This window comes from Buttiauxella agrestis (assembly GCF_900446255.1).
Taxonomy (GTDB): domain Bacteria; phylum Pseudomonadota; class Gammaproteobacteria; order Enterobacterales; family Enterobacteriaceae; genus Buttiauxella; species Buttiauxella agrestis.
This window is the reverse complement of sequence record NZ_UIGI01000001.1, coordinates 3,026,254-3,049,342: the sequence shown is the minus strand read 5'-3', so window position 1 is coordinate 3,049,342 and position 23,089 is coordinate 3,026,254. Positions and strand designations below refer to the sequence as shown.

Here is a 23,089-nt window from a genome sequence, read left to right as displayed (position 1 = left end):
GGCAAGTGATGTTATTGAAAAAGAATGCTGAAGCTATCACAGGCAGAGCTATTCTGCGGTACTGGCGGCAACAGGCAACTCTGCTTTCCGCGCTTTTATTTGTTCCATGATGAGCTGATAAGCAACGTAATACTTAAAGATGTTGCTCACGTATTGCACCGTTTCATTACCTATACGCAGCTGCGCAATTCTTTCAACATTGTTAAACCAGATATTAGGGTCAAGGCCACTTTTGGCTGCTTCTTTACGTAATCGGGAAATTTTAGCCGGTCCTGCATTATAAGACGCGAAAGTGAATAGCATTTTGTTCATGTCACTCATGGGTTCATCCGCAAAATAACGGTCGCGCATGAAGCGGATGTATTTCACTCCTGCATTAATGTTCGGGTCGATTAAACTGATATCGCCTACCTTTAACTCTTTACCGGTGGTCGGGAGAACCTGCATCACGCCAATTGCACCGCTTTTGCTTCGCACAGACTGATCGAGACGTGACTCCTGGTAGCCTTGAGCCGCCATTAGTAGCCAGTCGACATTATATTGCGCACCATATTTGCGAAATATTTCAGTGACCTGATTAAATTTATTTATCTCATCTTCCGAACGCGCATCTTTTACCCACTTCGTATTGCGCAAATATTTATAAACCTGTTGATTCCCGAATGAAGTGCCGATTTTGTGGCTAGCCGTGAATTTATCGAGCTGGGCCTTAAGCAAAGGGGAGTTTTTGCGCATAGCAAGGGCGATAGAACCGTCATCCCGCAGCGTAATATTTTCGTAAACCACAATGTTGGGGTAAATCTGTTTCCACAAGATTGCCAGATATCTGTCCACCACGGTGTAGTCGGCGAGGTTCGCATTGACCATTTCCAGAATATCTTCGGGTTCAAAATTGCCGGGGGCTTTGATCACTATCGCGGGTGGAAGTTGTTTCTCGGTCAGGCTTTTATTAAGTGTATCAATACTCGAAATGTAGCTGGTAGAAGGGTTAACAAACAGAGATTTACCCGACAGAGATTCTGCGGTTGTGAGTTCGGGAGCCTTGCCGCTGGCAATCACTACTTCACGGACATTTTTAGCTAAGGGATCGCTGAAATCGACTAACTTTTCACGTTCTGGAGTCATCGTTAAATTGGCAGCAATGACATCGCCACGGCCAGCAATTAGCTGTGGGATGAGCTGATCACGTGCGGTTGGAATAAAAAGGAGATGTGTTTTTTTTGAGGGTTTAAGGCCTTTATTGATTTGTTTGTCAAACTGTTGCATCAACTCAACCATGATGCCGCGCTGCGTACCCCGGTTGTCAATAAAGTAGAAAGTTTTGCTGTAAGGGATTAAAACGCGTATCACGCGCCGCTCTTTCATCACATCATAATCACCCAGGACGGTGTTAACCTGGGTATCGAATTTCAACGGCTGTTCGTCGGTGGCTGCATGCGTCATCGGCAAAAACGTAGACATCAAGAGAAGTACCAACAACAAACGGGCCATCGCGACACCATCTACACATTCATCCGGCTACCGTTTAACTATAGCTCGCACACAGATGCTTTGATTAAAAAACACACACCCATATTCGAGGTTGAGGTTGTGCGGAAGGGAGCAGGGCGGCAAAGCTTGATGAGAAAATTATTATTTGAAAATAATTCTTGCTTCCAAAGCGCAGGCATGAGTAAATGCGTCATCGGTTTGGAAGACAGACCTTATGAAAGCAGTTTTAGTAAAGCAGTCCTCAGTTCAAGCGCTATCAAGTCATCAGATACCCTTCTTCGTGAGTCTCCTCCTAAGTGCCTAAATAAGAAACGTTCTGCAATACAGACCACGTTCGCCATATTAAATGGCTGTAAAATAATGAGGAAGTATCTATGTCTAAAATGACTGGTTTAGTAAAATGGTTTAACCCAGAAAAAGGTTTCGGTTTCATCACTCCTGACAATGGTAGCAAAGATGTGTTCGTTCACTTCTCTGCCATTCAGAGCAATGATTTCAAAACTCTGGACGAAGGCCAGAAAGTTGAGTTCTCTGTTGAGAACGGCGCTAAAGGTCCATCAGCAACTAACGTTGTTGCTCTGTAAGACTGCTAACGCATACTGAGACTTACGCATGCGAAGACGGTGAATAACCCGAGCCGTTAAGTCAAAGTGAATAAACCCGCCATTGTGCGGGTTTTTTGTTATTTAAAATCCGCTAATACCCATCTTTTATACCTTTAAATCAAACACATACCCTTGCTGTGGTTATGCCCGCTATTTACATTAAATCACGATACACCGTCTGTAGGTTTACGCTCAGTAGACTATGCTTACAGTGAAATATGCTTTTTTCAGTGTAGTTAGCATTAATAACTGGAGTTTTTTTATGGGCTTTTGGCGTATTGTTTTTACGATTATTTTACCCCCATTGGGTGTGTTGCTAGGTAAGGGATTCGGCTGGGCATTTATTCTGAACATTGTACTGACGCTGCTAGGCTACATCCCTGGGTTAATTCATGCTTTCTGGGTACAAACCCGCGATTAATCAAATAAAAGCGTGACGCAGGTTTTAAGTCACGCGGTGTAAGCTGTAAATATACGCAGCGTGTTTTTTGGAACGCGCTCTTGACGCTACAGGCTACGAGGTAAAATTCGTGGCCTGTTTACATTTTCATCTAAGAATGTTCTGATATAGCCAATTTTTAAGGTGCTACAGAGTCTTTTTATGTTTCAGTTAAAACCGGGCATGCTGGCAATGATTATCGGCTCCCGTACCGCCGCCGGGCGCGTGAATGTCGGTAAATCAGTCGAACTTTTTGGTCTTTGCGAACCGGGCGAAAGCTTTGTAAACCCGGTTACAGGCGTTGTGACTCAACTGCCGCACGATGCGGATCATCCGCTGTGGCTGGTGACAGGTAATGTTGTTGCCTTTGATGGTCGTGAAGGTTATACCTTTGTCCGGGCCGAATATTTGTTGCCGTTAGACAAGTCTTTATTGCCAGAAGTTGATGAAGCGCTCGCGGTGCATTGATTGGCTTGTGGGGCAGAGCGGGTAATTAAATGTGATTGATTACCCGTCTAACTCGGCGATGCGAGCGATTAGCGCAGAAATCTCACTATCTGCGTAAACTTCGATACCGTGCTGTCGCAGTAACGCTGTTGCAACCCCCATTCCCGGCTGCGTTCTTCCCTGAAATGTCCCGTCATAAATCTTCAAACTGCCACAGGTAGGACTGCCGTCCGTCATTAATGCCAGGCGACATCCGGATTCTTGCGCGGTTTTTAATGCAAGACACGCTGCTAACAAATAATGTTGGCTCACATCCGTACCATCACTTTCCAGAATGTTTGCTGATCCATTAAGTGCTGCCAGACCACCACCACCCACAAGTTCTGCGGGCAGACGAGGCGTGCTCAATCCCGCCGCCAGTTCCGGGCAATGAATGACTAACCGATCCTCTTGTTGCCAACGCGTCAGCACATCGGCCAGCAGAGGCTTATCCTGCCCGTTATAACGAACTTTAAAACCCATCAAACAAGCACTGACCAGTATTTTTGTTTTCATTGCGTCACAGTCATTGAGGAGAAAAAGACACGCTACACCAGTGTACCCAGGTTTTACTACCCTGCTAATTATGGGCGTTGCCAGGCAAAAAATATCGGCATATCCTATCATTCCTTATGTGCCAGAAGTTGTTAAACATAAGGATATTCAAATAAATGCCTCCATTACCTCTGAAACAAACTCTTCGTATTGCGCTGGTGGGTGACTTTAATCCTGCGGTTATCGCGCATCAGGCGATTCCCCTGGCTTTAGATAATGCAGCTGAATATGTTGGTGTCACCGCTGACTATGACTGGCTATCGACACCTGACGTGACGAGCCAGGAAGATCTCGTGGGATACGACGCGATTTGGTGCGTCCCGGCAAGCCCTTATCAAAATGAAGAAGGTGCTTTTCTGGCCATCCGCTTTGCTCGTGAAAACCAGATCCCATTTCTGGGAACCTGTGGTGGGTTTCAGCATGCGGTAATTGAATACGCCCGAAACGTTATCGGGTGGCACGATGCCGGACACGCTGAAACTGAAAACGAGGGGAGGTTAGTTATCGCGCCGCTGAGTTGCTCGTTGGTGGAGAAATCTGACGCGATAAAATTAAAGCCCGGTTCAATCATTGCTGAGGCTTATTATGGCCGGACACAAATCGAAGAAGGCTACCACTGTAACTATGGGATTGCTGAAAGTTTTGCCGACCAGATTCGTCAGTCGCAACTACAGGTGACAGGTTGGGATAATCAAGGTGAAATCCGCGCTGTTGAATTAAATGGCCACCCATTTTTTGTCGGCACCCTGTTTCAGCACGAGCGTAACGCATTGAAAAACAGACCTGCGCCGCTGGTTGAAGCATTGCTCAAAGCGGCGCAGCGTTAATCACGAAGAGTGATGCGGGCGCGTTGGATTTATTTCTGCATCACGCCCGGCAAAGCCCCCAAATACAGCCATGATACAGGCCAGCAGCGCGCATCCCATCAGTGGAAGGCTCCACTGGCCTGAAATATCATGAACTTTACCCATCAACGGCGGGCCGAAAGCCGCTAATAAATAACCTACACATTGCGCCATACCCGAAAGCGCAGCCGCCTGGTGCGCACTGTTCGCCCGCAGGCCAATGAACGTGAGTCCCAAAATCATGGTCGCACCAGAACCAAAACCAAAGCTCACCACCCAAACACTGGCTAAATCCGGCATGACCAACAAGCCGATGGCGCTTACGGCGCACAGCAATGCCATCAGAATAGCGATCCCTCGTTGATCTTTCAGGCGGCTTAAGATCAAACCCACCAACAGGCCAGGAATGGCGGTCGCCAGTTGCATTAATCCATGTAGCGAACCGGCCTGTGCTTCACTATAACCGTGGCTTATCAGTATCGAAGGCAACCAGCCAATCACGACGTAATAAATAAGCGAGTTAATACCGAGGAATAATGTCACCTGCCATGCCAGTGCAGAGGTCCAGATGCCGCGGTTGTGCAGTGCTTTGCTGGTGCTTAATGTTGATGAGGTATGGTTTGATAGCTGCGGCAACCAGACCACCAATGCCGCCACCGGGAAAATCATCAGTGCTAATAGCGCGCCAGGCCAGCCGTACCCGTGTTGAGCAACAGGTACCACAAACACGGAACCGATGGCGGCTGCAACGCCCATCGTCAATGAATATGCACCAGTAAGACGTGCAACGTGCCCTGGAAAGTCCCGCTTAATCAGGCCGGGCAATAACACATTCCCGATAGCAATCCCGCAGCCAATGATTGCCGTACCAAAATACAATAATGCGGTATTTCCCGCAGATCGCAGCGCAATTCCGGCGCAGATAATTAACATGGCAGCAAACAGGGTGCGTTCAATACCGAACCGGCGAGCAATACCTGCCGCTAATGGGGAAACGACCGCAAAAGCTAATAATGGCAATGTGGTGAGTATGCCCGTTTGTGCCGTCGTCAGGCCGAATGTCTCGCGAATCATATCCAACAAGGGTGCCGCACCGGTAAACGTCACGCGCAGCGTAGTGGCAATCATCAAAATACCGGCCAGCAGTAAGCCATGTTTTTTCAAACGGGTAGCAGTCATTGGACTCATAAAAAGATCTCTAAAAAACGATGCGCTCAAGATACACGCTTTGGGTACGGATGAAATCAACGTAAAATGACAGATTATCCCTAAAACCGGACAACTTAATGGAACGTGGTTTAGCCCTGGAAGGGTTCAATCCCGACAGCAATTGTCAGCCAGCTCAGGCGTTTCGCATTCTGGTATCGGAAAGCGAAAACGAAATTCCTTTCCATCAGCATCGCAAAGGCCAATTGATTCTTGCGCTGCACGGCGGGATCACCTGTGAAGTCGAACCCGCACTGTGGATGGTGCCAACTCAGCATGCCGTCTGGATCCCAGGGGAAATGCCGCACAGCAACCGCGCCACCGCTAATGCACGGTTATGCTTTCTGTTTATCGAACCGGGCGCGGTAGAGATGCCTGCGCAATGCTGCACCCTAAGAATTTCACCGCTGGTCCGCGAGCTTATTGTGCATCTCACCGAGAAAAACGAAGGGGATTTATCCCAGCCCGAGACGCAAAGGTTAGTTCAGGTATTATTCGACGAACTGCCGCGCCAGGCGGTGGAACAGCTACATTTGCCTATGTCCCGACACCCGAAAATTCGTTTTATTGCCGACCAACTGGTGCAGCATCCGCAGCAACGTTTAACTCTCGAACAATGGGCTTCGCAACTGGCGATGAGCGAGCGCAATCTCGCCCGCCTGGTGGTAAAAGAAACAGGGCTGAGTTTCCGGCGCTGGCGCCAGCAGTTGCAGTTAATCATCGCCTTGCAGCTGCTGATTGGCGGAGTATCAGTCCAACAAATTGCGAGCGAACTGGGATATGACTCAACCAACGCTTTTATAACGATGTTCAAAAAAGCGCTCGGCAATACGCCGGGGCGCTATCTGGCATCGCTTGAGCCTTAGGTTCTTCCGACAATTAACGAGACAAGCCCGGCGGCAATAAGCGGCCCGACAGGTACGCCGCGAAACAAGGCTACACCTAAAACCGTTCCCACCAGTAAACCGGCCACCAAACTTGGCTGGCTGCTCATTAATGTCACACCGCGCCCACCGAGCCATGAAACAAACACCCCTACGACGATGGCAACCAGTGATTTCCAGTTGGTAAAGGAGTGAAGAAGGGTGCTGGCGGGCAAGGTTCCGCTGGCGATGGGAGCCATCACGCCAATGGTCAGAATGATTATCCCGACCGTTAAACCTTGTTTTTCAATCCACGGAAAGAACTGGCTCAGCGGTGTGACACGCACAATGATGAGTACCAGAATGGATACCGCAACGGTGGTGTTATGGCTGACAAAACCTAATCCAGCCAGTGCCAGAAGTATTAATAGTGTGGAGTCGAAGATCATTTTCATTCCTTGCGAAAAATAAAGTAGTGGCTTTTTTATTGTTATTAACTACTTTACTCGCAGGAATGGAATACCGTCAGCTTTTTTAAATGGAAGCTTGATTTTTCAGGCAGTTGCATAATAAACCATAGGAATTAAATTGTTTTTAACGATCAATTCGATAGTTTTGATCTATAAAAACTATTTGAATCCCTGAAGTATACTCTCGTATCATTTTTAACCTATTGTGGTTGATGGCTCCATGTTCTTAGCATAAATATAGAATTCTCTGAGACATTCATCCTATTTTTGAACGGTAGCGAAACCTAAACGTGAAAGCAATTTCTCAACATTTTTACCGGCATGATTTTGCCTGTCCCTGCGGTTGCGGCTTTGCTGATATCAGCAAAGAATTAGTGTCACTTCTGGAGCGTGTTTATCAATATTTTGAACGGCCTGTGTATGTGCAACTCGGGTGCTGTTGCACCTACTATAACAAGGCTCATGGCGGCGAATATGCAACCCAGCATTTACTGGGAGCGGCGGCGGATATTCTCGTGAATACCATTGCACCTGATGCAGTGGCTGATTATCTTGAAAACGCATATCCGAAAGAATATGGAATTGGACGTGGTGAAAGCTATACACATATTGATGTGCGGCCTTTACCTAAACGCTGGCGTGAATAAAAAAGCCAGCCAAAATAAATTTGGCTGGCTTTGATAGTGTGTCAGAAATTAACTGTAAGAATGGTTCGCTTGCTTTTGGAATAGCTCACGGAACACCGGATAGATATCATCCTGGTCGCGAATATGCTGCATCGCGAAGTTATCAAACGTCGATTGCAAATCCTCATATTCGCGCCACAGTGTCTGGTGGGCGCGGCGGGTAATTTCGATATAACTGTAATAACGCACCATCGGCAGTATTTTTTTCGCCAGTAGTTCGTGACACAGTGGTGAATCATCTGCCCAGTTATCACCATCAGACGCTTGCGCAGCGTAGATATTCCACAGCGCCGGGTCATAACGTTCTTTTACCACTTCATCCATTAATTTCAGAGCACTAGAGACAATTGTGCCGCCCGTTTCCTGCGAGTAAAAGAATTCATGTTCGTCCACTTCTTTGGCCTGGGTGTGGTGGCGGATATAAACGACCTCCACGTTTTTGTAGGTTCGGCTCAGGAACAGATAGAGCAAAATGTAAAAGCGTTTTGCCATATCTTTGGTTGCCTGATCCATCGAGCCAGAAACGTCCATCAAACAAAACATTACTGCCTGGCTCGAAGGCTCAGGGCGTTTTTCGTAATTTTTGTAGCGTAAATCAAAGGTATCGATAAACGGCACTCGGGCAATTTTCTCGCGCAGTTCAGCGATTTCTTTGCGCAAGCGCTCCTCTTCAAGCAACTGAGCTGGTTCGCTGTTGCTCACGGTTTCAAGACTGTCTTCCAGTTCATGCAACTGGCGACGTTTTCCGGCGGTCATCGCGGTGCGACGAGCCAGAGAGTTTTGCAGCGAACGGACCACACTGATATTGGCCGGTACGCCATTCGAGGTGTAGCCAGCGCGATGTGATTTAAATTCGGTAATCTGGCGATGCTGATTCTTTTTTAGATTCGGCAAGGCCAGGTCTTCAAACAGTAAATCGAGATATTCGTCTTTTGAGATTTGGAAAACGAATTCGTCCTGGCCTTCACCATCCTGACTTGCCTGGCCCTGGCCGCCACCTGAACCCCCGCCGCCGCCCTGTGGGCGCTCGATGCGGTCATTCTGCACAAAGTGGTCGTTACCCGGATGAACACGATGACGCAGCCCGCCACGCCCCTGATGAAACATCGGTTCGCTGATGTCTTCACTTGGGATAGAGACGGACTCGCCGCTGTCCACGTCGGTTACCGAACGCTTGTTGATGGCCTCGGAAATCGACTGTTTAATCTGTGCTTTATAACGGCGCAAAAAGCGCTGGCGATTCACCGCGCTTTTGTTTTTGCCGTTCAGTCGCCTGTCAATAAAATAGGCCATAGTTCCCCCAAACTTCTTTGCCAACTGCGCAGGGGGGCCACTAAGTGTGGCCCCATCTTTGACTCAGACGTTATGAAGACTTGCGTACCCGCAGATACCATTCGCACAGCAGGCGAACTTGTTTACGGGTGTAGCCTTTCTCCATCATACGATCGACAAAGTCATCGTGTTTTTTCTGCTCGTCGGTCGAGGTTTTGGCATTGAACGAGATAACGGGCAGTAACTCTTCGGTATTCGAGAACATTTTCTTCTCGATAACCGTGCGCAGCTTCTCGTAGCTGGTCCAGTTAGGGTTACGACCATTGTTGTTGGCACGGGCACGCAACACGAAGTTGACGATTTCATTACGGAAATCTTTCGGATTGCTGATGCCAGCCGGTTTTTCAATTTTTTCCAGTTCCGCATTCAGTGATTCACGGTCAAACAACTGACCGGTATCCGGGTCGCGGTACTCCTGATCCTGAATCCAAAAATCAGCGTAGGTAACATAACGGTCGAAAATGTTTTGCCCGTACTCTGAGTAAGATTCGAGATACGCCGTTTGAATCTCTTTACCGATAAATTCAGCATATTTCGGGATCAGGTAGCCTTTCAAATGCTCGAGGTATTTCTCTGCCACATCTTGCGGGAACTGCTCGCGCTCGATTTGCTGTTCCAGAACATAGAACAGGTGAACCGGGTTTGCCGCCACTTCCACATGGTCAAAGTTGAACACGCGGGAGAGGATTTTGAACGCAAAACGTGTCGATAGCCCGTTCATGCCTTCGTCCACACCGGCGTAATCACGATACTCCTGGTAGGATTTCGCTTTCGGATCGGTATCCTTCAGACTTTCGCCGTCGTACACCCGCATTTTGGAGTAAATACTGGAGTTTTCTGGCTCTTTCAGACGCGACAAAATCGAAAATCGCGACAGCGTTTCCAGCGTGCCAGGGGCACACGGCGCGTGTAACAGTTCGCTGTGGGTTAGCAGTTTTTCGTAGATTTTGATCTCTTCGGAAATCCGCAGGCAATAAGGCACTTTGACGATGTAAACACGGTCAAGGAACGCCTCATTGTTTTTGTTATTACGGAACGTCACCCATTCAGATTCGTTGGAGTGCGCCAGAATAATACCGTTAAACGGCAGGGCGGAAATGCCTTCAGTCCCGTTATAGTTGCCCTCCTGGGTTGCGGTCAGCAACGGGTGAAGCACTTTAATTGGGGCTTTGAACATCTCCACGAATTCCATGATGCCCTGGTTTGCACGGCACAGTGCGCCGGAATAGCCGTAAGCATCCGGATCGTTTTGCGCATGATTTTCCAGTTTGCGGATATCCACTTTACCGACCAGCGCCGAGATATCCTGGTTGTTTTCATCACCGGGTTCAGTTTTGGCAATCGCGATTTGCGCCAGAATCGACGGCCAGACTTTCACCACGCGGAACTTGGTGATGTCGCCGCCAAATTCATGCAGACGTTTTGCCGCCCACGGCGACATAATCGTGCCGAGATAGCGGGTTGGGACACCGTACTCTTTTTCAAGAATAGAGGCATCTTCTTGCGGATTGAACAGACACAGCGGGTGGTCATTCACCGGGCTGCGTTCACCGTTAGCACTGAGCGTGTAAATGGGTACGCGTTGCATCAACGCTTTCAGGCGTTCAGCGAGCGAGGATTTACCGCCACCGACAGGCCCCAGTAAGTAGAGGATCTGTTTCTTCTCTTCCAGCCCCTGGGCTGCATGTTTGAGATAGGCAACAATTTGTTCAATGGCTTCTTCCATGCCATAGAACTCTTCAAAAGCCGGATAACGGGAAATCACCCGGTTCGAAAAGAGACGGGACAGCCGTGGCTCTGTGGCAGTATCCACCATTATGGGGTCACCAATGGCCATCAATAGCCTTTCTGCCGCATTAGCATAGGCACTGCGATCTTGCTTACAGACAGCAAGAAACTCCTGCAGTGTGAACTCTTCGTCCTTGGCAGCTTCATAACGCTGGCGATAGTGATCGAATATATTCATGGCATGCCGTCCTTTCGTTTTTAGCACAGGTTAGAGAGCCGTTCGTATGAGTAATGGAGGCCCCCGGAAGACGTCTCCTGAATCTCGAGCAACCCTCATGCCAACTTCATTAGTGGCATTTTCATTGCCTCGTTCAGCGTATTTCATCTTCCTAAAATAAAGCGTAGATGGCATTTGCAAAACTTGCATACGGCCGCAAGCCAATTTCAATGACATATCAATAACTCATCCAATTATTTCTCCTTTTGTTGTAAAGAGAAGCAGCGGGTTTCACCTGCGATTCATAAAACTGAAAAGTCAGTGAAACCTGTTTGAGAGATGTTGAGCAGTTAATCGGAGGTTTCTGGAACGTAAAAAATTTGGGGTGAATGGAAAGGAAGGTTACACTCTCATCGCTGATTATTTGATTAAAGGACTTAATGGATTGTGAGCAAATTCAAAATTCTTACATTGGGGGCGCTAATTGCCTCATCTTTTTCTTCTGTTCACGCCGCTGACGGCCCATGGTCTTTAGGGGCGGCAGCCCTGGTCACACCGAACTTGTACAAAGGCGACCAGGACCGTGTTTATCCTGTGCCGATGGTGGGTTATGAAGGGGATAATTTCTATCTGCGTGGCTTGACTGCGGGTTATTACCTGTGGAATGACCAGACCGACAAGCTGTCTATCACGGCATACTATTCACCGCTCTTTTTCCGCGCGAAAGACAGCAATCTTCACAGTATGCGTCAGTTGAGTAACCGCTACGCGACACTGATGGCGGGACTTTCTTACGCCCATTACACGCAATATGGTTTCTTGCGCACGGTACTTGCGGGTGACACGCTGGATAACAGCAATGGTGTGACGTGGGACACTGCGTGGTTGTATCGCTACACTACCGACCGATTGACCTTAACGCCGGGTATCGGAATTACGTGGAGCAGCGAAAACCAGAACGAATACTATTATGGCATCAGCAAGAATGAATCCGCGCGCAGCGGCTTAAATTCTTATGATCCAGATGATAGTTGGGCGCCGTATGTTGAGTTATCTGTTAACTACAAACTGACAGATAACTGGAATGTCTTCGGTATGGGTCGCTACATTCGCCTGGCGGATGAAGTCACAAACAGCCCAATGGTTGATAAAGAGTGGACCGGCGTGTTGATGACGGGTATCACTTATAGTTTCTGATATGCAGTTAATGTATTGATACGGGGCGCTTGCGCCCCGTTTGCATTATTGTGGTGCAACAGTTTTGGAGGGATGTCATGGCAAAACAAATTCTCTTTTCAGATTCACAACCCTTACCCGCCATCGGGCAGGGAACCTGGTACATGGGTGAGAACGCCGCGCAGCATGTGGATGAGGTGAATGCGCTGCGAGCGGGGATTGATCTCGGGTTAACGCTAATCGACACTGCTGAAATGTACGCCAATGGTGGTGCCGAGAAAGTGGTTGGAGAGGCTATCAGCGGCAGGCGAGATGATGTTTTCCTGGTCTCGAAAGTCTACCCATGGAATGCTGCGGGCCAGAGCGCTATCACCGCCTGTGAGAACAGTCTCAGGCGCTTGAAAACCGATTATCTCGATCTCTATTTATTGCACTGGCGTGGGGATATCCCGCTTGAAGAAACCGTTAGTGTGATGCAACACCTTATTAAGCAGGGCAAAATTCGCCGTTGGGGTGTATCCAATCTCGACTACAGCGATATGCAGGAACTGTGGAATGTGGCAGGCGGGCACGAGTGCGCCACCAATCAGGTGCTCTATCACCTTGCTTCACGCGGCATTGAATATGACTTATTGCCGTGGAGTCAGCAGCAACGTATGCCGGTTATGGCATATTGTCCATTAGCGCAGGCCGGGCGTTTACGTAGCGGGTTAATGAATCATCCGGTACTTAATCAGCTCGCGAATCAAAAAGGTGCGACGGTTGCGCAACTGCTCTTAGCCTGGGTCATTCACCATGATGGTGTTATCGCGATTCCAAAAGCGGGAACTGTGGCGCATGTAAAAGAAAATGCCGCAGCGCTGGAGATTGAGTTGAGTCAGGAAGAGATTGAACTGATGGAGAAGGCGTTTCCGGCACCGGGCCGCAAAACGCCTTTAGATATGGTTTAAGCTTTTTTTGCTACACGTAGTGTTGCCGCTAAACGCGCTGGCTTATCTGCCGTTGCTTTTTGCGGTGCACTGGCGCATGCCGTTTCCACGCACACGAAAGTCTTATAGCCATCGTCCGGCATATCAGCCATAGAGGCAGACAGTGCCGGGCCTGGGTTCCAGCCAACGACGTTGATATGATGATGATGAATCACATCAATGCTGCGGTTCAGGCTCGCATCGTGAATCACGCTGCACTCTTCTGGCTCCAGATAGACGCGGTCGGTGCGGTCCGGGAAGGTTTGCACGCCGTCGGTTAATTGGCCGAGAGAGGCATTCAGCACTTTATCGATATATTTGTTGCCCAGCCCGCTCACTTTCACATCAGCAATATCGCCAACATTGAAGTAAGTGTGCAGTGCAGAGTTCACTTCAAACTCGCCGTGTGCTTCCAGTTCCATCTCACAGGTTTTACCCAGCTTGTAACGTGCGTACAGGGTGAAGTCATGTGGCCAGTATTTGCGAGTGGCGTCGCTGCTTTGCAGTTCGAAAGTCAGTGAAACACCGCTTTCATCTTCATTATGTGCAGTCAATGCCCATGGCAGATTACGCGCAAAACCGTGTGCTGGCAGATCGGCTTGTGCGCCTGGGCCAAACCACGGCCAGCAGATTGGCACGCCACCGCGAATAGCTTTGCCGTCCTGGAACGGCGTATTGTCGCTCAACCACAGTACTTCTTCTTCACCAGCAGGTTTCCACGACAGAAGGTGTGCGCCTTGCAAAGTAAAGGAACCGCGAGCTTGTGGATGGTCGACCACGATAGCTTCCAGCTCGTCAATTTTGCGAAGAGACACGGAAGGGGTGATTTGTTCAATAACCGGAAGGGCAAAAATTTTATTAATCATTTGTTCAACCTATCGATCAAAGGCGAAAAAAAAGGGCGACCACAGTCGCCCTTCAGGATTAATGACTCATCTCAACTTATTTGGAGATGTGAGCAATCAGATCCAGTACTTTGTGAGAGTAGCCAGTTTCGTTGTCGTACCAGGAAACCAGTTTCACAAATTTGTCGTTCAGTGCGATACCCGCTTTAGCATCGAACACAGAAGTACAGATTTCGCCGTTGAAGTCAGTAGAAACAACGTCGTCTTCGGTGTAACCCAGAACGCCTTTCATTGCGCCTTCAGAAGCCGCTTTCATTGCTTTCTTGATTTCTTCGTAGGTCGCAGCTTTTTCCAGACGAACGGTCAGGTCAACAACAGACACGTTTGGAGTTGGAACGCGGAACGCCATACCAGTGATTTTACCGTTCAGCTCTGGCAGTACAACGCCTACAGCTTTAGCAGCACCGGTAGAAGAAGGGATGATGTTCTGAGCTGCGCCACGGCCGCCGCGCCAGTCTTTGTGAGACGGGCCATCAACAGTTTTCTGAGTAGCGGTAGTTGCGTGAACAGTGGTCATCAGGCCTTCAACGATACCGAAGTTGTCGTTGATAACTTTAGCCAGTGGAGCCAGGCAGTTAGTGGTGCAAGATGCGTTAGAAACGATATCCTGGCCAGCATATTTTTCGAAGTTAGCACCACGAACGAACATAGGAGTGCTGTCTTTAGAAGGACCAGTCAGAACAACCTTTTTCGCGCCAGCGGTGATGTGCTTACGAGCGGTCTCATCTGTCAGGAACAGACCAGTTGCTTCAGCAACTACGTCAACGTTAACTTCGTTCCATTTCAGGTTAGCCGGGTCACGTTCTGCGGTAACACGGATAGTTTTGCCGTTAACAACCAGGTGGCCGTCTTTGACTTCTACAGTGCCGTTGAAACGACCGTGAGTTGAGTCGTACTTCAGCATGTAAGCCATGTATTCAGCGTCTAACAGGTCGTTGATTGCAACGATCTCGATGTCAGAACGTTCCTGAGCAGCACGGAAAACAATACGGCCGATACGGCCAAAACCGTTGATACCTACTTTGATAGTCATATATTCCACCAGCTATTTGTTAGTGAATAAAAGGTTGCCTGTAAAATTACAAAAACCTTACTCAGCGTCAAGCGGAATCGTGTCAATCATTGCGACAAATCAATCCTATGGACATCATTTGAACGACTGAACCGCCTCGCGCTTCCCTTTTGGCTCTTTATCCAAATGGGGACGATGCGAGGAATTTTAAAGATCAATTCCAACAAAAATGTGACGGCGATCACAAATGACGCTGCGCCAGAAATTCAGGGCTAAGTTTAGAACAAAAAACAGCACGGCGTTGTTAATTTTTTGTTAGAATCATGCTGTTATCAGTCACAGCACCCACTGCACGAGATGTACGCATATGGCTAATCAATTACCTCCTGATTCATCTAAAAAAAACCTGTCTGAAATGCAGTTCTATGTCACGCAGAAACATGGCACTGAGCCACCGTTTTCTGGACGTTTACTGCATAACAAACGTGATGGTGTCTATCATTGCCTGGTCTGTGATGCACCGCTGTTTATGTCAGAGTCCAAATATGACTCAGGCTGCGGCTGGCCTAGCTTCTACGAGCCAGTGAGCGACGACGCTATCCGCTATATCAAAGATTTTTCACATGGTATGGAACGTGTTGAGATCCGTTGCAGCAACTGTGAGGCGCATTTAGGCCATGTTTTCCCCGATGGCCCGCAGCCTTCCGGTGAGCGCTACTGCGTAAACTCAGCCTCGCTAAACTTCACTGATGATAAAAACGGTGAACAAACCGAAGGTTGAAAAATCGATTCAGCAAATTATTCCACAGGAACTTGCCGCATGATGAACCTGGATGAAATGTTAGACACAATGACACCGGAAGTTTATCAACGTCTGGTGACAGCCGTTGAGCTGGGAAAATGGCCTGACGGTGTGGCGTTGACCCCAGACCAAAAAGAGAACAGCCTACAGCTGGTAATGATGTGGCAGACGCGTCACAACACTGACCCGCAGCATATGACCATTGGCACCGATGGCAATATCGTGATGAAAAGTAAGCAGCAGCTCAAAGCGGAGTTTGGTATTGAGCCTGCGCCGATTTTGACGGTGAAGCTCTAAATTTGAAAAGGCGGGTAACCTTGCGTTGCCCGCCATACACGCTGATTCATTAATGCTCGGTTTTAATGCCCAAATCTTTGGCTAACTCTTTCGCCAGTTTATTGTTGTCATCCGCGCCGTACTCCCAGAACATCGCGCCACCCAATCCTTTCGCTTTGATGTACTCCGCCTTGATTGCCACAGAACGTGGGTTCTCATACGAAATAGCGAACAGATCTTTGCCTTCAGCAGACTTAATGGTCAGATACGGAACATGCGCATCGTTATCCCAGTTTTCCGTAAAGCGCTTTTGCGGATCGTTAAGTAGTTTGCTGACAATGTCGTTGTATTTCATGTAACTGTCTTTTGTCAGGTCAACGCCCATAGACATAAACAAGGCTTTCTCGGTATCGCCGAAATAGGGCTGTGTCACCGGGTTTTTAGCGGCGTCTGGCTTATCCCAGTCAATGCCTGGTTCGGTTGCACGTTTAGGGATTCGTCCGTAGAAGCCAATTCCCAGGTTCATCTGCGCAGGCTTCAAACCGGCTTTAATGTAGTTATCCACGACAAAGTTAACGTTGTAGTTATCCGCAGCGGCCACAGTCGGCCAGGTTTTTGAATCATAAAGATTGGCGTTAAAATATTGCGTGCCGTATGCCATGTCGTAGGTCATCAGATTGATGTAATCCAGCGCTGGCGCAATGGCTTTTACATCCACCCACTCGGTTGGGCTTTTCACGTTAGCGCCCACGGCGATGGTCAGAAGTTTTTCTTTACCTAACGCGGCCCGCATTTCGTTGAGTAGCGCGGTAAAGTTCGCTTTATCCTCCGGCAGGCTATTCACCAAACCCCACGCCCCATTCACCGGATACTCCCAGTCAAGATCGATACCATCCAGCCCGTAACGTTTAATAACCTCCTGCGCTGAGTGGATAAATATCGCACGGTTTTCTGGTGTCGCCGCAGCACCTGAGAAGCCACGCGCGCCCCAACCGCCAACCGATAGCAGCACTTTCAGGGAAGGATTTTGTTTACGTAGGTCGGGGATCTTTTCCAGATCGGCCATCACTTTCGGTGACAACCAAATTTGATGCAGTTTCGACGCATCCTTCAGTGCAGGGTTTGTTTCGTCTTTTTCATTGTTATAAATCAGACCAAACGAATAGTTGAGGTGCGTTATCTGGCGTACATCGAGTTTATCTATATCGCCGCCCGGTCCGGCTGTGACGTCGCCTCCACCGTTGAAATAACCGACTGAGAGGTAAGAGCTTGCCTGAGCCACACCGGCACAAGCGATCTGTATCACTGCCAGTAACGGCAGCAGTTTACGCGTGAAGACCATAGGGTAGTTCCTCTTTGACGAGCAAGCCTTCAGTAACCAGAGGGGACGGAAGGCAAAATAAACGCAGCTAAGTTGCTGCATTAATAAACAAATTCATTATGAGAGCGCTCTCAGAAATGAGCGAGCATTAAAAGTTAAGAATGAGAGCGGAATCGAATAAAGAAAGGAGGGCGCTTTCACGCCCTGGGGAACCGGGTAAGTAATTTAGTAAGTAAAATCAGCCAGTGTCATTAGCGTTGCGCCAGCGGCAGACATATCCTGGTACGCTCGCAGACTATCCTGAGGATGCAGATTCACCGCGCGGCAGCCATCTGTAATCACGGTGACGTCATAACTGAGCGACAGGGCGTCGAGTACGGTGAACTTCACACAATAGTCTGTCGCCAAGCCAATCACCACGAGCTGTTTAATCTCTTTGCGGTAGAGCCAGTCATCAAGTTGAGTTTTTTGACGATGCCCGTTATCGAAAAACGCGCTGTAGCTATCAATCTGCGGGTTTTCGCCTTTTTGAAAAACAGCCTCTATTTCATGAGTATTGAGCAAAGGATGGAGCTTTGCTCCTTCGCTGTTCTGCACGCAATGATCCGGCCACCAGGTTTGGCGAAGCCCGTCGAGCTTCCCCTGTGAAAACGGTTCGGTTCGCTGAACGCTGGCAAAACTCCCATGATTGGCGGGGTGCCAGTCCTGGGTTGCAACCACGGCATCGCCCTTTGCTTTGCAGTAGCTTATCAAGGTGTTAGCGATATCAATCGTGCTATCACCTTCCGGGACGGCGAGTGCGCCACCGGCACAAAAATCATTTTGTAAATCAACCAATAACAAAGCACGTTTCATGGTTTCTCCTTACTCATCTGGAGTCAGTTCGCCACGTAAGTTAAGCGACATCGCTTCGCGTATGGCCTGCACGTCGAGATTCTGGCTAAGCAAATAATGAAGTTTAGTCAGCGTGGCCTCTACCGTCATATCATAGCCGCTGATAACGCCTGCCTGAGCTAGCGCATTACCCGTGGCATAACCCCCCATATTCACTTTACCGGACATACATTGCGTGAGGTTTACTACCACAATGCCGCGTGAAGAGGCTTCTTGTAACTCCTTGAGGAACGCGCCGTGCTGTGGCGCATTACCCACACCATAGGAACGCAATATCAACGCTTTTACCGGCTGGCGTAAGAAGTTACCGACTACATCTGCCGAAATGCCCGGGTAAATCGTTACCACGCCAATCGGCTGCGGTGTAATCGGGTGAACGATCAGTTCTCCATCACCGTGCGGCGCGGGTGGCGTATTCAGGCGGCGAATGTGAATTCCCGCTTCAAGCAACGGTGCCAAATTGGGTGAGGCAAATGCGTCGAAACCGTCAGCGTGCGCTTTGGTGGTGCGGTTGCCGCGATACAGACGATTATTAAAGAACAATGTGACTTCATTAATCGGGAAATTTGCCGCCACATACAACGAGTTGAGCAGGTTAATCTGCCCGTCCGAGCGCAATTCAGCTAAAGGGATCTGTGAGCCGGTCACAATCACGGGCTTGCTCAGATTTTCCAGCATAAACGACAGCGCTGAGGCGGTGAATGCCATCGTGTCAGTGCCGTGCAAAATCACGAAACCGTCGTACTCGTCGTAATGCGCTTTGATGTCATCGGCGATGTGCTGCCAGTCCTCGGGGGTCATATCCGAGGAGTCCATCAGCGGCTGATATTCATGAATGGTGAAATCAGGCATTTCCTGGCGGTGGAATTCTGGCATCAACGCCAACTGGCGTTGCAGGTGCCCGGAAACGGGAATGTAACCGTGTTCAGATCGTTGCATACCGATAGTACCGCCGGTATAGGCAACGTAGATGGATTTTTTTTGCATGGAATGGTTTCACATCAGCAATGTAGGGCGGGTAAACGAAGTGTCACCCGCCTTAAAAAGCGGTGGATGGCGCGACGCTCATCCACCCTGGAAGTTATGAATTATCGCACATCACCACAAGTGAGGCAGAAAGCGTAACGGTTTTGCGGGTCATTCATGGTGCCAAACTTATCGTTTTGCGCTTTAACGGCTAACGCAGCTTCAGCCAGTGGCGCGGGCAAATATGCCTGCAACGCTTGCGGCAACATGGCGCGCACGGAACCGCTCATGCTATCAAACACCATATCGATAAAGCTCGGGTCATCCTGCCAGAAATCCAGGTGCCAGGTTTTCAGCTTCGCCAGTTCTGCCGCTTTCGCTACGGCATCATCGAAATCACCGAGGCTATCGACCAGCCCGTTCGCTTTCGCATCCTGGCCGGTCCAGACATGACCTTGCGCGATGGCATCAATTTGCTCCGGTGTCTTCTTACGCGAATCCGCCACCAGGTTAACGAAGCGCTTATAGCCATTTTCGATGGTCAACTGCATCATCTGCTGAACTTCCGGTGGTAACGATTTCGTCACCGCCACATCCGCTAATGGCGAAGTTGCCACGCCATCAGTATGAACGCCAATCGAATCAAGACTATTTTCAACGGTATTGATCACGCCAAAAATACCAATCGAGCCGGTCAGGGTGTTCGGGCTGGCGACAATATAATTGGCTGGAGTTGAAATCCAGTAGCCGCCTGATGCTGCCATTCCGCCCATCGAAACCACGAGAGGTTTGCCCGCCGCACGCGCGGCTTCCAGTTCATCACGGATCACTTCTGACGCCGTAACGCTGCCGCCAGGGCTGTTAACACGCAGCACAATTGCCTTCACTTTAGGGTCAAGACGCGCTTCGCGAATTTGCATTGCCGTGGTATCACCGCCGACCTGGCCTGGCGTTTCCTCGCCATCCATAATTGCGCCATTGGCGATGATGACAGCAATTGCATCTCCGCTATCAGCCGGTTTTTTCACCACGTAGTCATACATACTGGTGTAGCTGAAATCTTTGTTTTCTTTGTTCCAGCCAAACTGTTTCACCATGGCTTTATCGATGGTGGCGCTGCTGGCCAGTTCATCTACTAGCTTGTTATCCAACGCATATTTCGCCGTATCGCCACCGAGTTTTTGCAGGCTATCAAGCAGACCTTGTGCCCCAGGGAATACCTGATCAGGCGTTATCTGGCGGTTAGCGGCAATCGTCGCGAGATAGTTTTGCCACAGCTCACCAATCCAGCGGCTATCGGCTTCACGCGCAGCAGGGGACATATCGTCACGAATATACGGTTCCACGGCAGACTTATAGGTGCCGACGCGGAAGATGTGCGTGGAGACTTTCAGCTTATCCAGCAGCGTTTTGTAATACAGGGAGTTTGTCGCAAAACCGTGTAAATCCACCATACCTTGTGGCGAGAGCCAGATTTTATTGGCGAAACTGGCCAGGTAATATTGACCCTGGTTATAGCTGTCACCCACGGCGTAAACCGGCTTGCCGCTGTCGCGGAATTCACGCAGTGCTTTGCCGATATATTGCATCGAAGGCTGATCGCCACCGGCGAACTCTTTTAAGTCCAGCACAATTCCGGTGATGTTGCGGTCATCTTTAGCCTGACGAATGGTATCGACCACATCAAACAGCGAGTTTTCCTGCAAGCGGTCAGAACTGGCACCCAGCAACTGGCGGCCAATCACGCCCAGCTTATTACTCACCGACGGTTTATCGACCACCACACCAGTAATATCCAGCAGCAACGCACCCCGCGCAGGCTCGGCTGGAGCGCTGTTCAGCTGCATCCAGATGCCAACGCCGACCAGAACCAACAGCACTAAAAACAGGTTGAGAATAAACTCTCGAATAAAGTTAAGCAGACGCCAGGTCCACTTAAAAAAACCGGCAACAAATCGCCCAATGGTGCGCATGAATACTCCGTTATTTCTGGCAAGCTGCGTGTGACAGCCAAAGTTACCGCTATCCTAAATACCTCCAGGGCGAAAGTCAGTAGGAAATCTGCCCTGCGCTGTAACAAATTCACCTGCTGTGTTAGTTTTGCCGTTAAAAATCATTACAGGAGTTTTCAAATGGATGCACTCGAACTACTACTTAACCGTCGCAGCGCTTCCCGCCTGGTAGAACCTGCTCCCGCAGGCGATGTCCTGAATAACATTATTCGTGCGGGTATGCGTGCGCCGGACCACGGCACATTACAGCCGTGGCGTTTCACCATCATCGAAGGCGAAGGGCGTGAGCGCTTTAGCAAAGTGATGGAACAGGCTGCCATCGCTGAAGAGCAGGAGGAAAAGGGCATTGAAAAAGCGCGCACCGCTCCGTTCCGTGCGCCAATGATTATCGCGGTCGTCGCGCATTGCGATGACAATCACAAAGTCCCGGTCTGGGAGCAAGTGGTCTCTGCGGGTTGCGCTGTTATGGCGATGCAGATGGCGGCAGTGGCTCAGGGTTACAACGGCATCTGGCGCACAGGAATCTGGACTGAAAGCGAAGCCGTGCGTGACGCGCTCAAGTGTCGTGAGCAAGACGAAGTGGTGGGTTTCCTCTATCTGGGAACGCCGCAGCTTAAAGCGTCTACCACCGTCAGCGTGCCAGACATCGCTCCATTTGTGCACAAATTCTAAGCAATCACATAAAAGCTGTCTGGATTGTGACCAGCAATGGCGCAATTCAGACACTGATACTTACTACTCCCTGGCCGAAGAGTTACCATAGCGGCATTGCCAATGACAGGAGTAGTCCATGAGTGAGCAAACCGTTCGTTTGACGCAGTACAGCCACGGAGCTGGTTGCGGCTGCAAAATTTCCCCGAAAGTCCTGCAAACTATTCTGCAATCCGAGCAGGCTAAATTTGTCGACCCTAACTTGCTGGTAGGAAACGAAACCAGTGATGATGCGGCGGTATACGATCTGGGCAACGGCACTTGTGTCATCAGCACCACCGACTTCTTTATGCCGATCGTCGACGACCCTTTCGATTTTGGGCGCATTGCTGCCACTAACGCGATCAGTGATATCTACGCGATGGGCGGCAAACCTATTATGGCTATCGCCATTCTTGGCTGGCCGATTAACACCCTGGCACCAGAAATCGCGCGTAAAGTCATTGAAGGTGGGCGTTTTGTTTGCCAGCAGGCCGGAATTTCTCTGGCGGGTGGTCACTCCATTGACGCACCAGAGCCTATTTTTGGCCTCGCCGTGACCGGGATTGTGCCTACCGACCGCGTGAAGAAAAACAGCTCGGCCACCGCAGGTTGCAAACTGTTCCTCACCAAGCCGCTCGGTATTGGCGTGCTGACCACCGCTGAGAAAAAATCCCTGCTTAAACCCGAACACTACGGCCTGGCCGCAGACGTCATGTGCCAACTCAACAAACCTGGCGCCGAATTTGCCGATATCGAAGGCGTCACCGCCATGACGGATGTCACCGGTTTTGGTCTGCTCGGCCATCTCAGCGAAATGTGCCAGGGCGCAGGCATTCAGGCCGAAGTTTGGTTCGACAAAGTCCCTAAATTGCCGAATGTCGAAGACTACATCGCGCAGGGCTGCGTGCCAGGCGGTACTTCGCGCAACTTTGCCAGCTACGGCTACCTGATGGGTGAAATGACCCAGGCGCAGCGTGATTTGCTCTGTGACCCGCAAACCTCTGGCGGCTTGCTGCTGGCCGTTGAAGAGAGCGCAGAAGCTGCCGTTGCCGCCGTCGCCGAAAAAAATGGCATCAAACTGACCGCGATTGGCGAGCTAAAAACCGCACGCGCGGGCCGCCCGATGATTGAGATTCGTTAG

At 49.6% G+C, this 23,089-nt stretch carries 24 protein-coding genes; 12 read left to right on the top strand and 12 right to left on the bottom strand.

Annotation, left to right across the window (positions count from 1 at the left end):
* Nucleotides 1–48: 48 nt before the first annotated feature.
* Nucleotides 49–1,461, bottom strand: a complete 1,413-nt coding sequence (locus DY231_RS14525; protein ID WP_256682671.1) for an MltF family protein — start codon at nt 1,459–1,461, stop codon at nt 49–51.
* A gap of 404 nt (nt 1,462–1,865) precedes the next feature.
* Here DY231_RS14525 and cspE point away from each other — a divergent pair, with 404 nt between their 5' ends.
* From cspE to DY231_RS14505, 3 genes are all read left to right on the top strand, one after another.
* Complete coding sequence (gene cspE, locus DY231_RS14515; protein ID WP_034456078.1) at nt 1,866–2,075, top strand: transcription antiterminator/RNA stability regulator CspE; 210 nt, start codon at nt 1,866–1,868, stop codon at nt 2,073–2,075.
* Nucleotides 2,076–2,358: 283 nt separating this feature from the next.
* Nucleotides 2,359–2,517: a YqaE/Pmp3 family membrane protein gene (locus DY231_RS14510; protein WP_006687217.1), complete on the top strand. Its 159-nt coding sequence runs from the start codon at nt 2,359–2,361 to the stop codon at nt 2,515–2,517.
* A 180-nt stretch (nt 2,518–2,697) separates the two neighbouring features.
* Entirely contained in the window at nt 2,698–3,003 is a 306-nt protein-coding gene (locus DY231_RS14505; protein ID WP_115629390.1) for a hypothetical protein, read from the top strand.
* A 39-nt stretch (nt 3,004–3,042) separates the two neighbouring features.
* Here DY231_RS14505 and DY231_RS14500 read toward each other — a convergent pair whose 3' ends face one another.
* Nucleotides 3,043–3,537 carry a 2-thiouracil desulfurase family protein gene (locus DY231_RS14500; RefSeq protein WP_115629387.1) on the bottom strand — a complete coding sequence of 165 codons (495 nt, stop codon included), beginning with the start codon at nt 3,535–3,537 and terminating at the stop codon, nt 3,043–3,045.
* A gap of 155 nt (nt 3,538–3,692) precedes the next feature.
* On the opposite strand from DY231_RS14500, the gene DY231_RS14495 reads away from it, so the two are divergent.
* On the top strand, nt 3,693–4,403 hold the full coding sequence (locus DY231_RS14495; protein ID WP_115629385.1) for a CTP synthase C-terminal region-related (seleno)protein: 711 nt from the start codon (nt 3,693–3,695) through the stop codon (nt 4,401–4,403).
* Here the strand turns inward: DY231_RS14495 and DY231_RS14490 are convergent, their stop codons facing one another.
* Nucleotides 4,404–5,609, bottom strand: coding sequence for a CynX/NimT family MFS transporter (locus DY231_RS14490; RefSeq protein ID WP_115629382.1), 1,206 nt, complete (start codon nt 5,607–5,609; stop codon nt 4,404–4,406). It lies immediately after the preceding gene.
* 98 nt (nt 5,610–5,707) lie between these two features.
* Here DY231_RS14490 and DY231_RS14485 point away from each other — a divergent pair, with 98 nt between their 5' ends.
* Complete coding sequence (locus DY231_RS14485; RefSeq protein ID WP_115629379.1) at nt 5,708–6,493, top strand: AraC family transcriptional regulator; 786 nt, start codon at nt 5,708–5,710, stop codon at nt 6,491–6,493.
* Here DY231_RS14485 and DY231_RS14480 read toward each other — a convergent pair.
* The gene (locus tag DY231_RS14480; protein WP_115631854.1) at nt 6,490–6,936 is read right to left on the bottom strand and encodes a DUF441 domain-containing protein; all 447 of its coding nucleotides are present in this window, start codon (nt 6,934–6,936) and stop codon (nt 6,490–6,492) included. The two genes, DY231_RS14485 and DY231_RS14480, sit on opposite strands and share 4 nt — an antisense overlap.
* A 314-nt stretch (nt 6,937–7,250) precedes the next feature.
* Here DY231_RS14480 and DY231_RS14475 point away from each other — a divergent pair, with 314 nt between their 5' ends.
* Nucleotides 7,251–7,607 carry a D-Ala-D-Ala carboxypeptidase family metallohydrolase gene (locus DY231_RS14475; RefSeq protein ID WP_115629377.1) on the top strand — a complete coding sequence of 119 codons (357 nt, stop codon included), beginning with the start codon at nt 7,251–7,253 and terminating at the stop codon, nt 7,605–7,607.
* Nucleotides 7,608–7,655: 48 nt separating this feature from the next.
* On the opposite strand, the gene DY231_RS14470 is transcribed toward DY231_RS14475, so the two are convergent.
* On the bottom strand, nt 7,656–8,939 hold the full coding sequence (locus DY231_RS14470) for a YeaH/YhbH family protein (protein WP_115629374.1): 1,284 nt from the start codon (nt 8,937–8,939) through the stop codon (nt 7,656–7,658).
* A gap of 70 nt (nt 8,940–9,009) precedes the next feature.
* Nucleotides 9,010–10,944, bottom strand: coding sequence for a protein kinase YeaG (yeaG, locus tag DY231_RS14465; protein ID WP_115629372.1), 1,935 nt, complete (start codon nt 10,942–10,944; stop codon nt 9,010–9,012).
* A 426-nt stretch (nt 10,945–11,370) separates the two neighbouring features.
* On the opposite strand from yeaG, the gene DY231_RS14460 reads away from it, so the two are divergent.
* Nucleotides 11,371–12,120 carry a MipA/OmpV family protein gene (locus DY231_RS14460; protein ID WP_115629369.1) on the top strand — a complete coding sequence of 250 codons (750 nt, stop codon included), beginning with the start codon at nt 11,371–11,373 and terminating at the stop codon, nt 12,118–12,120.
* A 77-nt stretch (nt 12,121–12,197) separates the two neighbouring features.
* Nucleotides 12,198–13,049, top strand: a complete 852-nt coding sequence (locus DY231_RS14455) for an aldo/keto reductase (protein WP_115629366.1) — start codon at nt 12,198–12,200, stop codon at nt 13,047–13,049.
* Here DY231_RS14455 and DY231_RS14450 read toward each other — a convergent pair.
* Complete coding sequence (locus DY231_RS14450) at nt 13,046–13,933, bottom strand: D-hexose-6-phosphate mutarotase (RefSeq protein ID WP_115629363.1); 888 nt, start codon at nt 13,931–13,933, stop codon at nt 13,046–13,048. The two genes, DY231_RS14455 and DY231_RS14450, sit on opposite strands and share 4 nt — an antisense overlap.
* A gap of 76 nt (nt 13,934–14,009) precedes the next feature.
* Nucleotides 14,010–15,005: a glyceraldehyde-3-phosphate dehydrogenase gene (gene gapA / locus DY231_RS14445; protein WP_064547648.1), complete on the bottom strand. Its 996-nt coding sequence runs from the start codon at nt 15,003–15,005 to the stop codon at nt 14,010–14,012.
* Nucleotides 15,006–15,351: 346 nt separating this feature from the next.
* Between gapA and msrB the strand changes: the two genes are divergently transcribed.
* Both msrB and DY231_RS14435 read left to right on the top strand, forming a co-directional pair.
* Nucleotides 15,352–15,765, top strand: a complete 414-nt coding sequence (msrB, locus tag DY231_RS14440) for a peptide-methionine (R)-S-oxide reductase MsrB (RefSeq protein WP_115629360.1) — start codon at nt 15,352–15,354, stop codon at nt 15,763–15,765.
* Nucleotides 15,766–15,807: 42 nt separating this feature from the next.
* Nucleotides 15,808–16,083, top strand: coding sequence for a YeaC family protein (locus DY231_RS14435; protein WP_115631853.1), 276 nt, complete (start codon nt 15,808–15,810; stop codon nt 16,081–16,083).
* Between the two features lie 49 nt (nt 16,084–16,132).
* Here the strand turns inward: DY231_RS14435 and chiD are convergent, their stop codons facing one another.
* The 4 genes from chiD to sppA all read right to left on the bottom strand — a co-directional run bounded on the left by chiD (nt 16,133) and on the right by sppA (nt 21,216).
* Nucleotides 16,133–17,404, bottom strand: a complete 1,272-nt coding sequence (gene chiD / locus DY231_RS14430; RefSeq protein ID WP_115629357.1) for a chitinase ChiD — start codon at nt 17,402–17,404, stop codon at nt 16,133–16,135.
* A gap of 204 nt (nt 17,405–17,608) precedes the next feature.
* Nucleotides 17,609–18,238: a bifunctional nicotinamidase/pyrazinamidase gene (gene pncA / locus DY231_RS14425; protein WP_115629354.1), complete on the bottom strand. Its 630-nt coding sequence runs from the start codon at nt 18,236–18,238 to the stop codon at nt 17,609–17,611.
* Between the two features lie 9 nt (nt 18,239–18,247).
* The gene (ansA, locus tag DY231_RS14420; protein ID WP_115629352.1) at nt 18,248–19,264 is read right to left on the bottom strand and encodes an asparaginase; all 1,017 of its coding nucleotides are present in this window, start codon (nt 19,262–19,264) and stop codon (nt 18,248–18,250) included.
* A gap of 101 nt (nt 19,265–19,365) precedes the next feature.
* Nucleotides 19,366–21,216 carry a signal peptide peptidase SppA gene (gene sppA, locus DY231_RS14415; protein ID WP_115629349.1) on the bottom strand — a complete coding sequence of 617 codons (1,851 nt, stop codon included), beginning with the start codon at nt 21,214–21,216 and terminating at the stop codon, nt 19,366–19,368.
* A gap of 159 nt (nt 21,217–21,375) precedes the next feature.
* On the opposite strand from sppA, the gene DY231_RS14410 reads away from it, so the two are divergent.
* Nucleotides 21,376–21,927, top strand: coding sequence for an NAD(P)H nitroreductase (locus DY231_RS14410; protein WP_115629347.1), 552 nt, complete (start codon nt 21,376–21,378; stop codon nt 21,925–21,927).
* Nucleotides 21,928–22,045: 118 nt separating this feature from the next.
* The gene (gene selD, locus DY231_RS14405; protein WP_115629344.1) at nt 22,046–23,089 is read left to right on the top strand and encodes a selenide, water dikinase SelD; all 1,044 of its coding nucleotides are present in this window, start codon (nt 22,046–22,048) and stop codon (nt 23,087–23,089) included.

Coding starts and splice junctions, on each gene's coding strand:
- DY231_RS14525 (WP_256682671.1), bottom strand. CDS start 1,461: ATGTCTACGTTTTTGCCGATGACGCATGCAGCCACCGACGAACAGCCG.
- cspE (WP_034456078.1), top strand. CDS start 1,866: ATGTCTAAAATGACTGGTTTAGTAAAATGGTTTAACCCAGAAAAAGGT.
- DY231_RS14510 (WP_006687217.1), top strand. CDS start 2,359: ATGGGCTTTTGGCGTATTGTTTTTACGATTATTTTACCCCCATTGGGT.
- DY231_RS14505 (WP_115629390.1), top strand. CDS start 2,698: ATGTTTCAGTTAAAACCGGGCATGCTGGCAATGATTATCGGCTCCCGT.
- DY231_RS14500 (WP_115629387.1), bottom strand. CDS start 3,537: ATGAAAACAAAAATACTGGTCAGTGCTTGTTTGATGGGTTTTAAAGTT.
- DY231_RS14495 (WP_115629385.1), top strand. CDS start 3,693: ATGCCTCCATTACCTCTGAAACAAACTCTTCGTATTGCGCTGGTGGGT.
- DY231_RS14490 (WP_115629382.1), bottom strand. CDS start 5,609: ATGAGTCCAATGACTGCTACCCGTTTGAAAAAACATGGCTTACTGCTG.
- DY231_RS14485 (WP_115629379.1), top strand. CDS start 5,708: ATGGAACGTGGTTTAGCCCTGGAAGGGTTCAATCCCGACAGCAATTGT.
- DY231_RS14470 (WP_115629374.1), bottom strand. CDS start 8,939: ATGGCCTATTTTATTGACAGGCGACTGAACGGCAAAAACAAAAGCGCG.
- yeaG (WP_115629372.1), bottom strand. CDS start 10,944: ATGAATATATTCGATCACTATCGCCAGCGTTATGAAGCTGCCAAGGAC.
- DY231_RS14455 (WP_115629366.1), top strand. CDS start 12,198: ATGGCAAAACAAATTCTCTTTTCAGATTCACAACCCTTACCCGCCATC.
- DY231_RS14450 (WP_115629363.1), bottom strand. CDS start 13,933: ATGATTAATAAAATTTTTGCCCTTCCGGTTATTGAACAAATCACCCCT.
- gapA (WP_064547648.1), bottom strand. CDS start 15,005: ATGACTATCAAAGTAGGTATCAACGGTTTTGGCCGTATCGGCCGTATT.
- msrB (WP_115629360.1), top strand. CDS start 15,352: ATGGCTAATCAATTACCTCCTGATTCATCTAAAAAAAACCTGTCTGAA.
- DY231_RS14435 (WP_115631853.1), top strand. CDS start 15,808: ATGAACCTGGATGAAATGTTAGACACAATGACACCGGAAGTTTATCAA.
- chiD (WP_115629357.1), bottom strand. CDS start 17,404: ATGGTCTTCACGCGTAAACTGCTGCCGTTACTGGCAGTGATACAGATC.
- pncA (WP_115629354.1), bottom strand. CDS start 18,238: ATGAAACGTGCTTTGTTATTGGTTGATTTACAAAATGATTTTTGTGCC.
- ansA (WP_115629352.1), bottom strand. CDS start 19,264: ATGCAAAAAAAATCCATCTACGTTGCCTATACCGGCGGTACTATCGGT.
- sppA (WP_115629349.1), bottom strand. CDS start 21,216: ATGCGCACCATTGGGCGATTTGTTGCCGGTTTTTTTAAGTGGACCTGG.
- DY231_RS14410 (WP_115629347.1), top strand. CDS start 21,376: ATGGATGCACTCGAACTACTACTTAACCGTCGCAGCGCTTCCCGCCTG.
- selD (WP_115629344.1), top strand. CDS start 22,046: ATGAGTGAGCAAACCGTTCGTTTGACGCAGTACAGCCACGGAGCTGGT.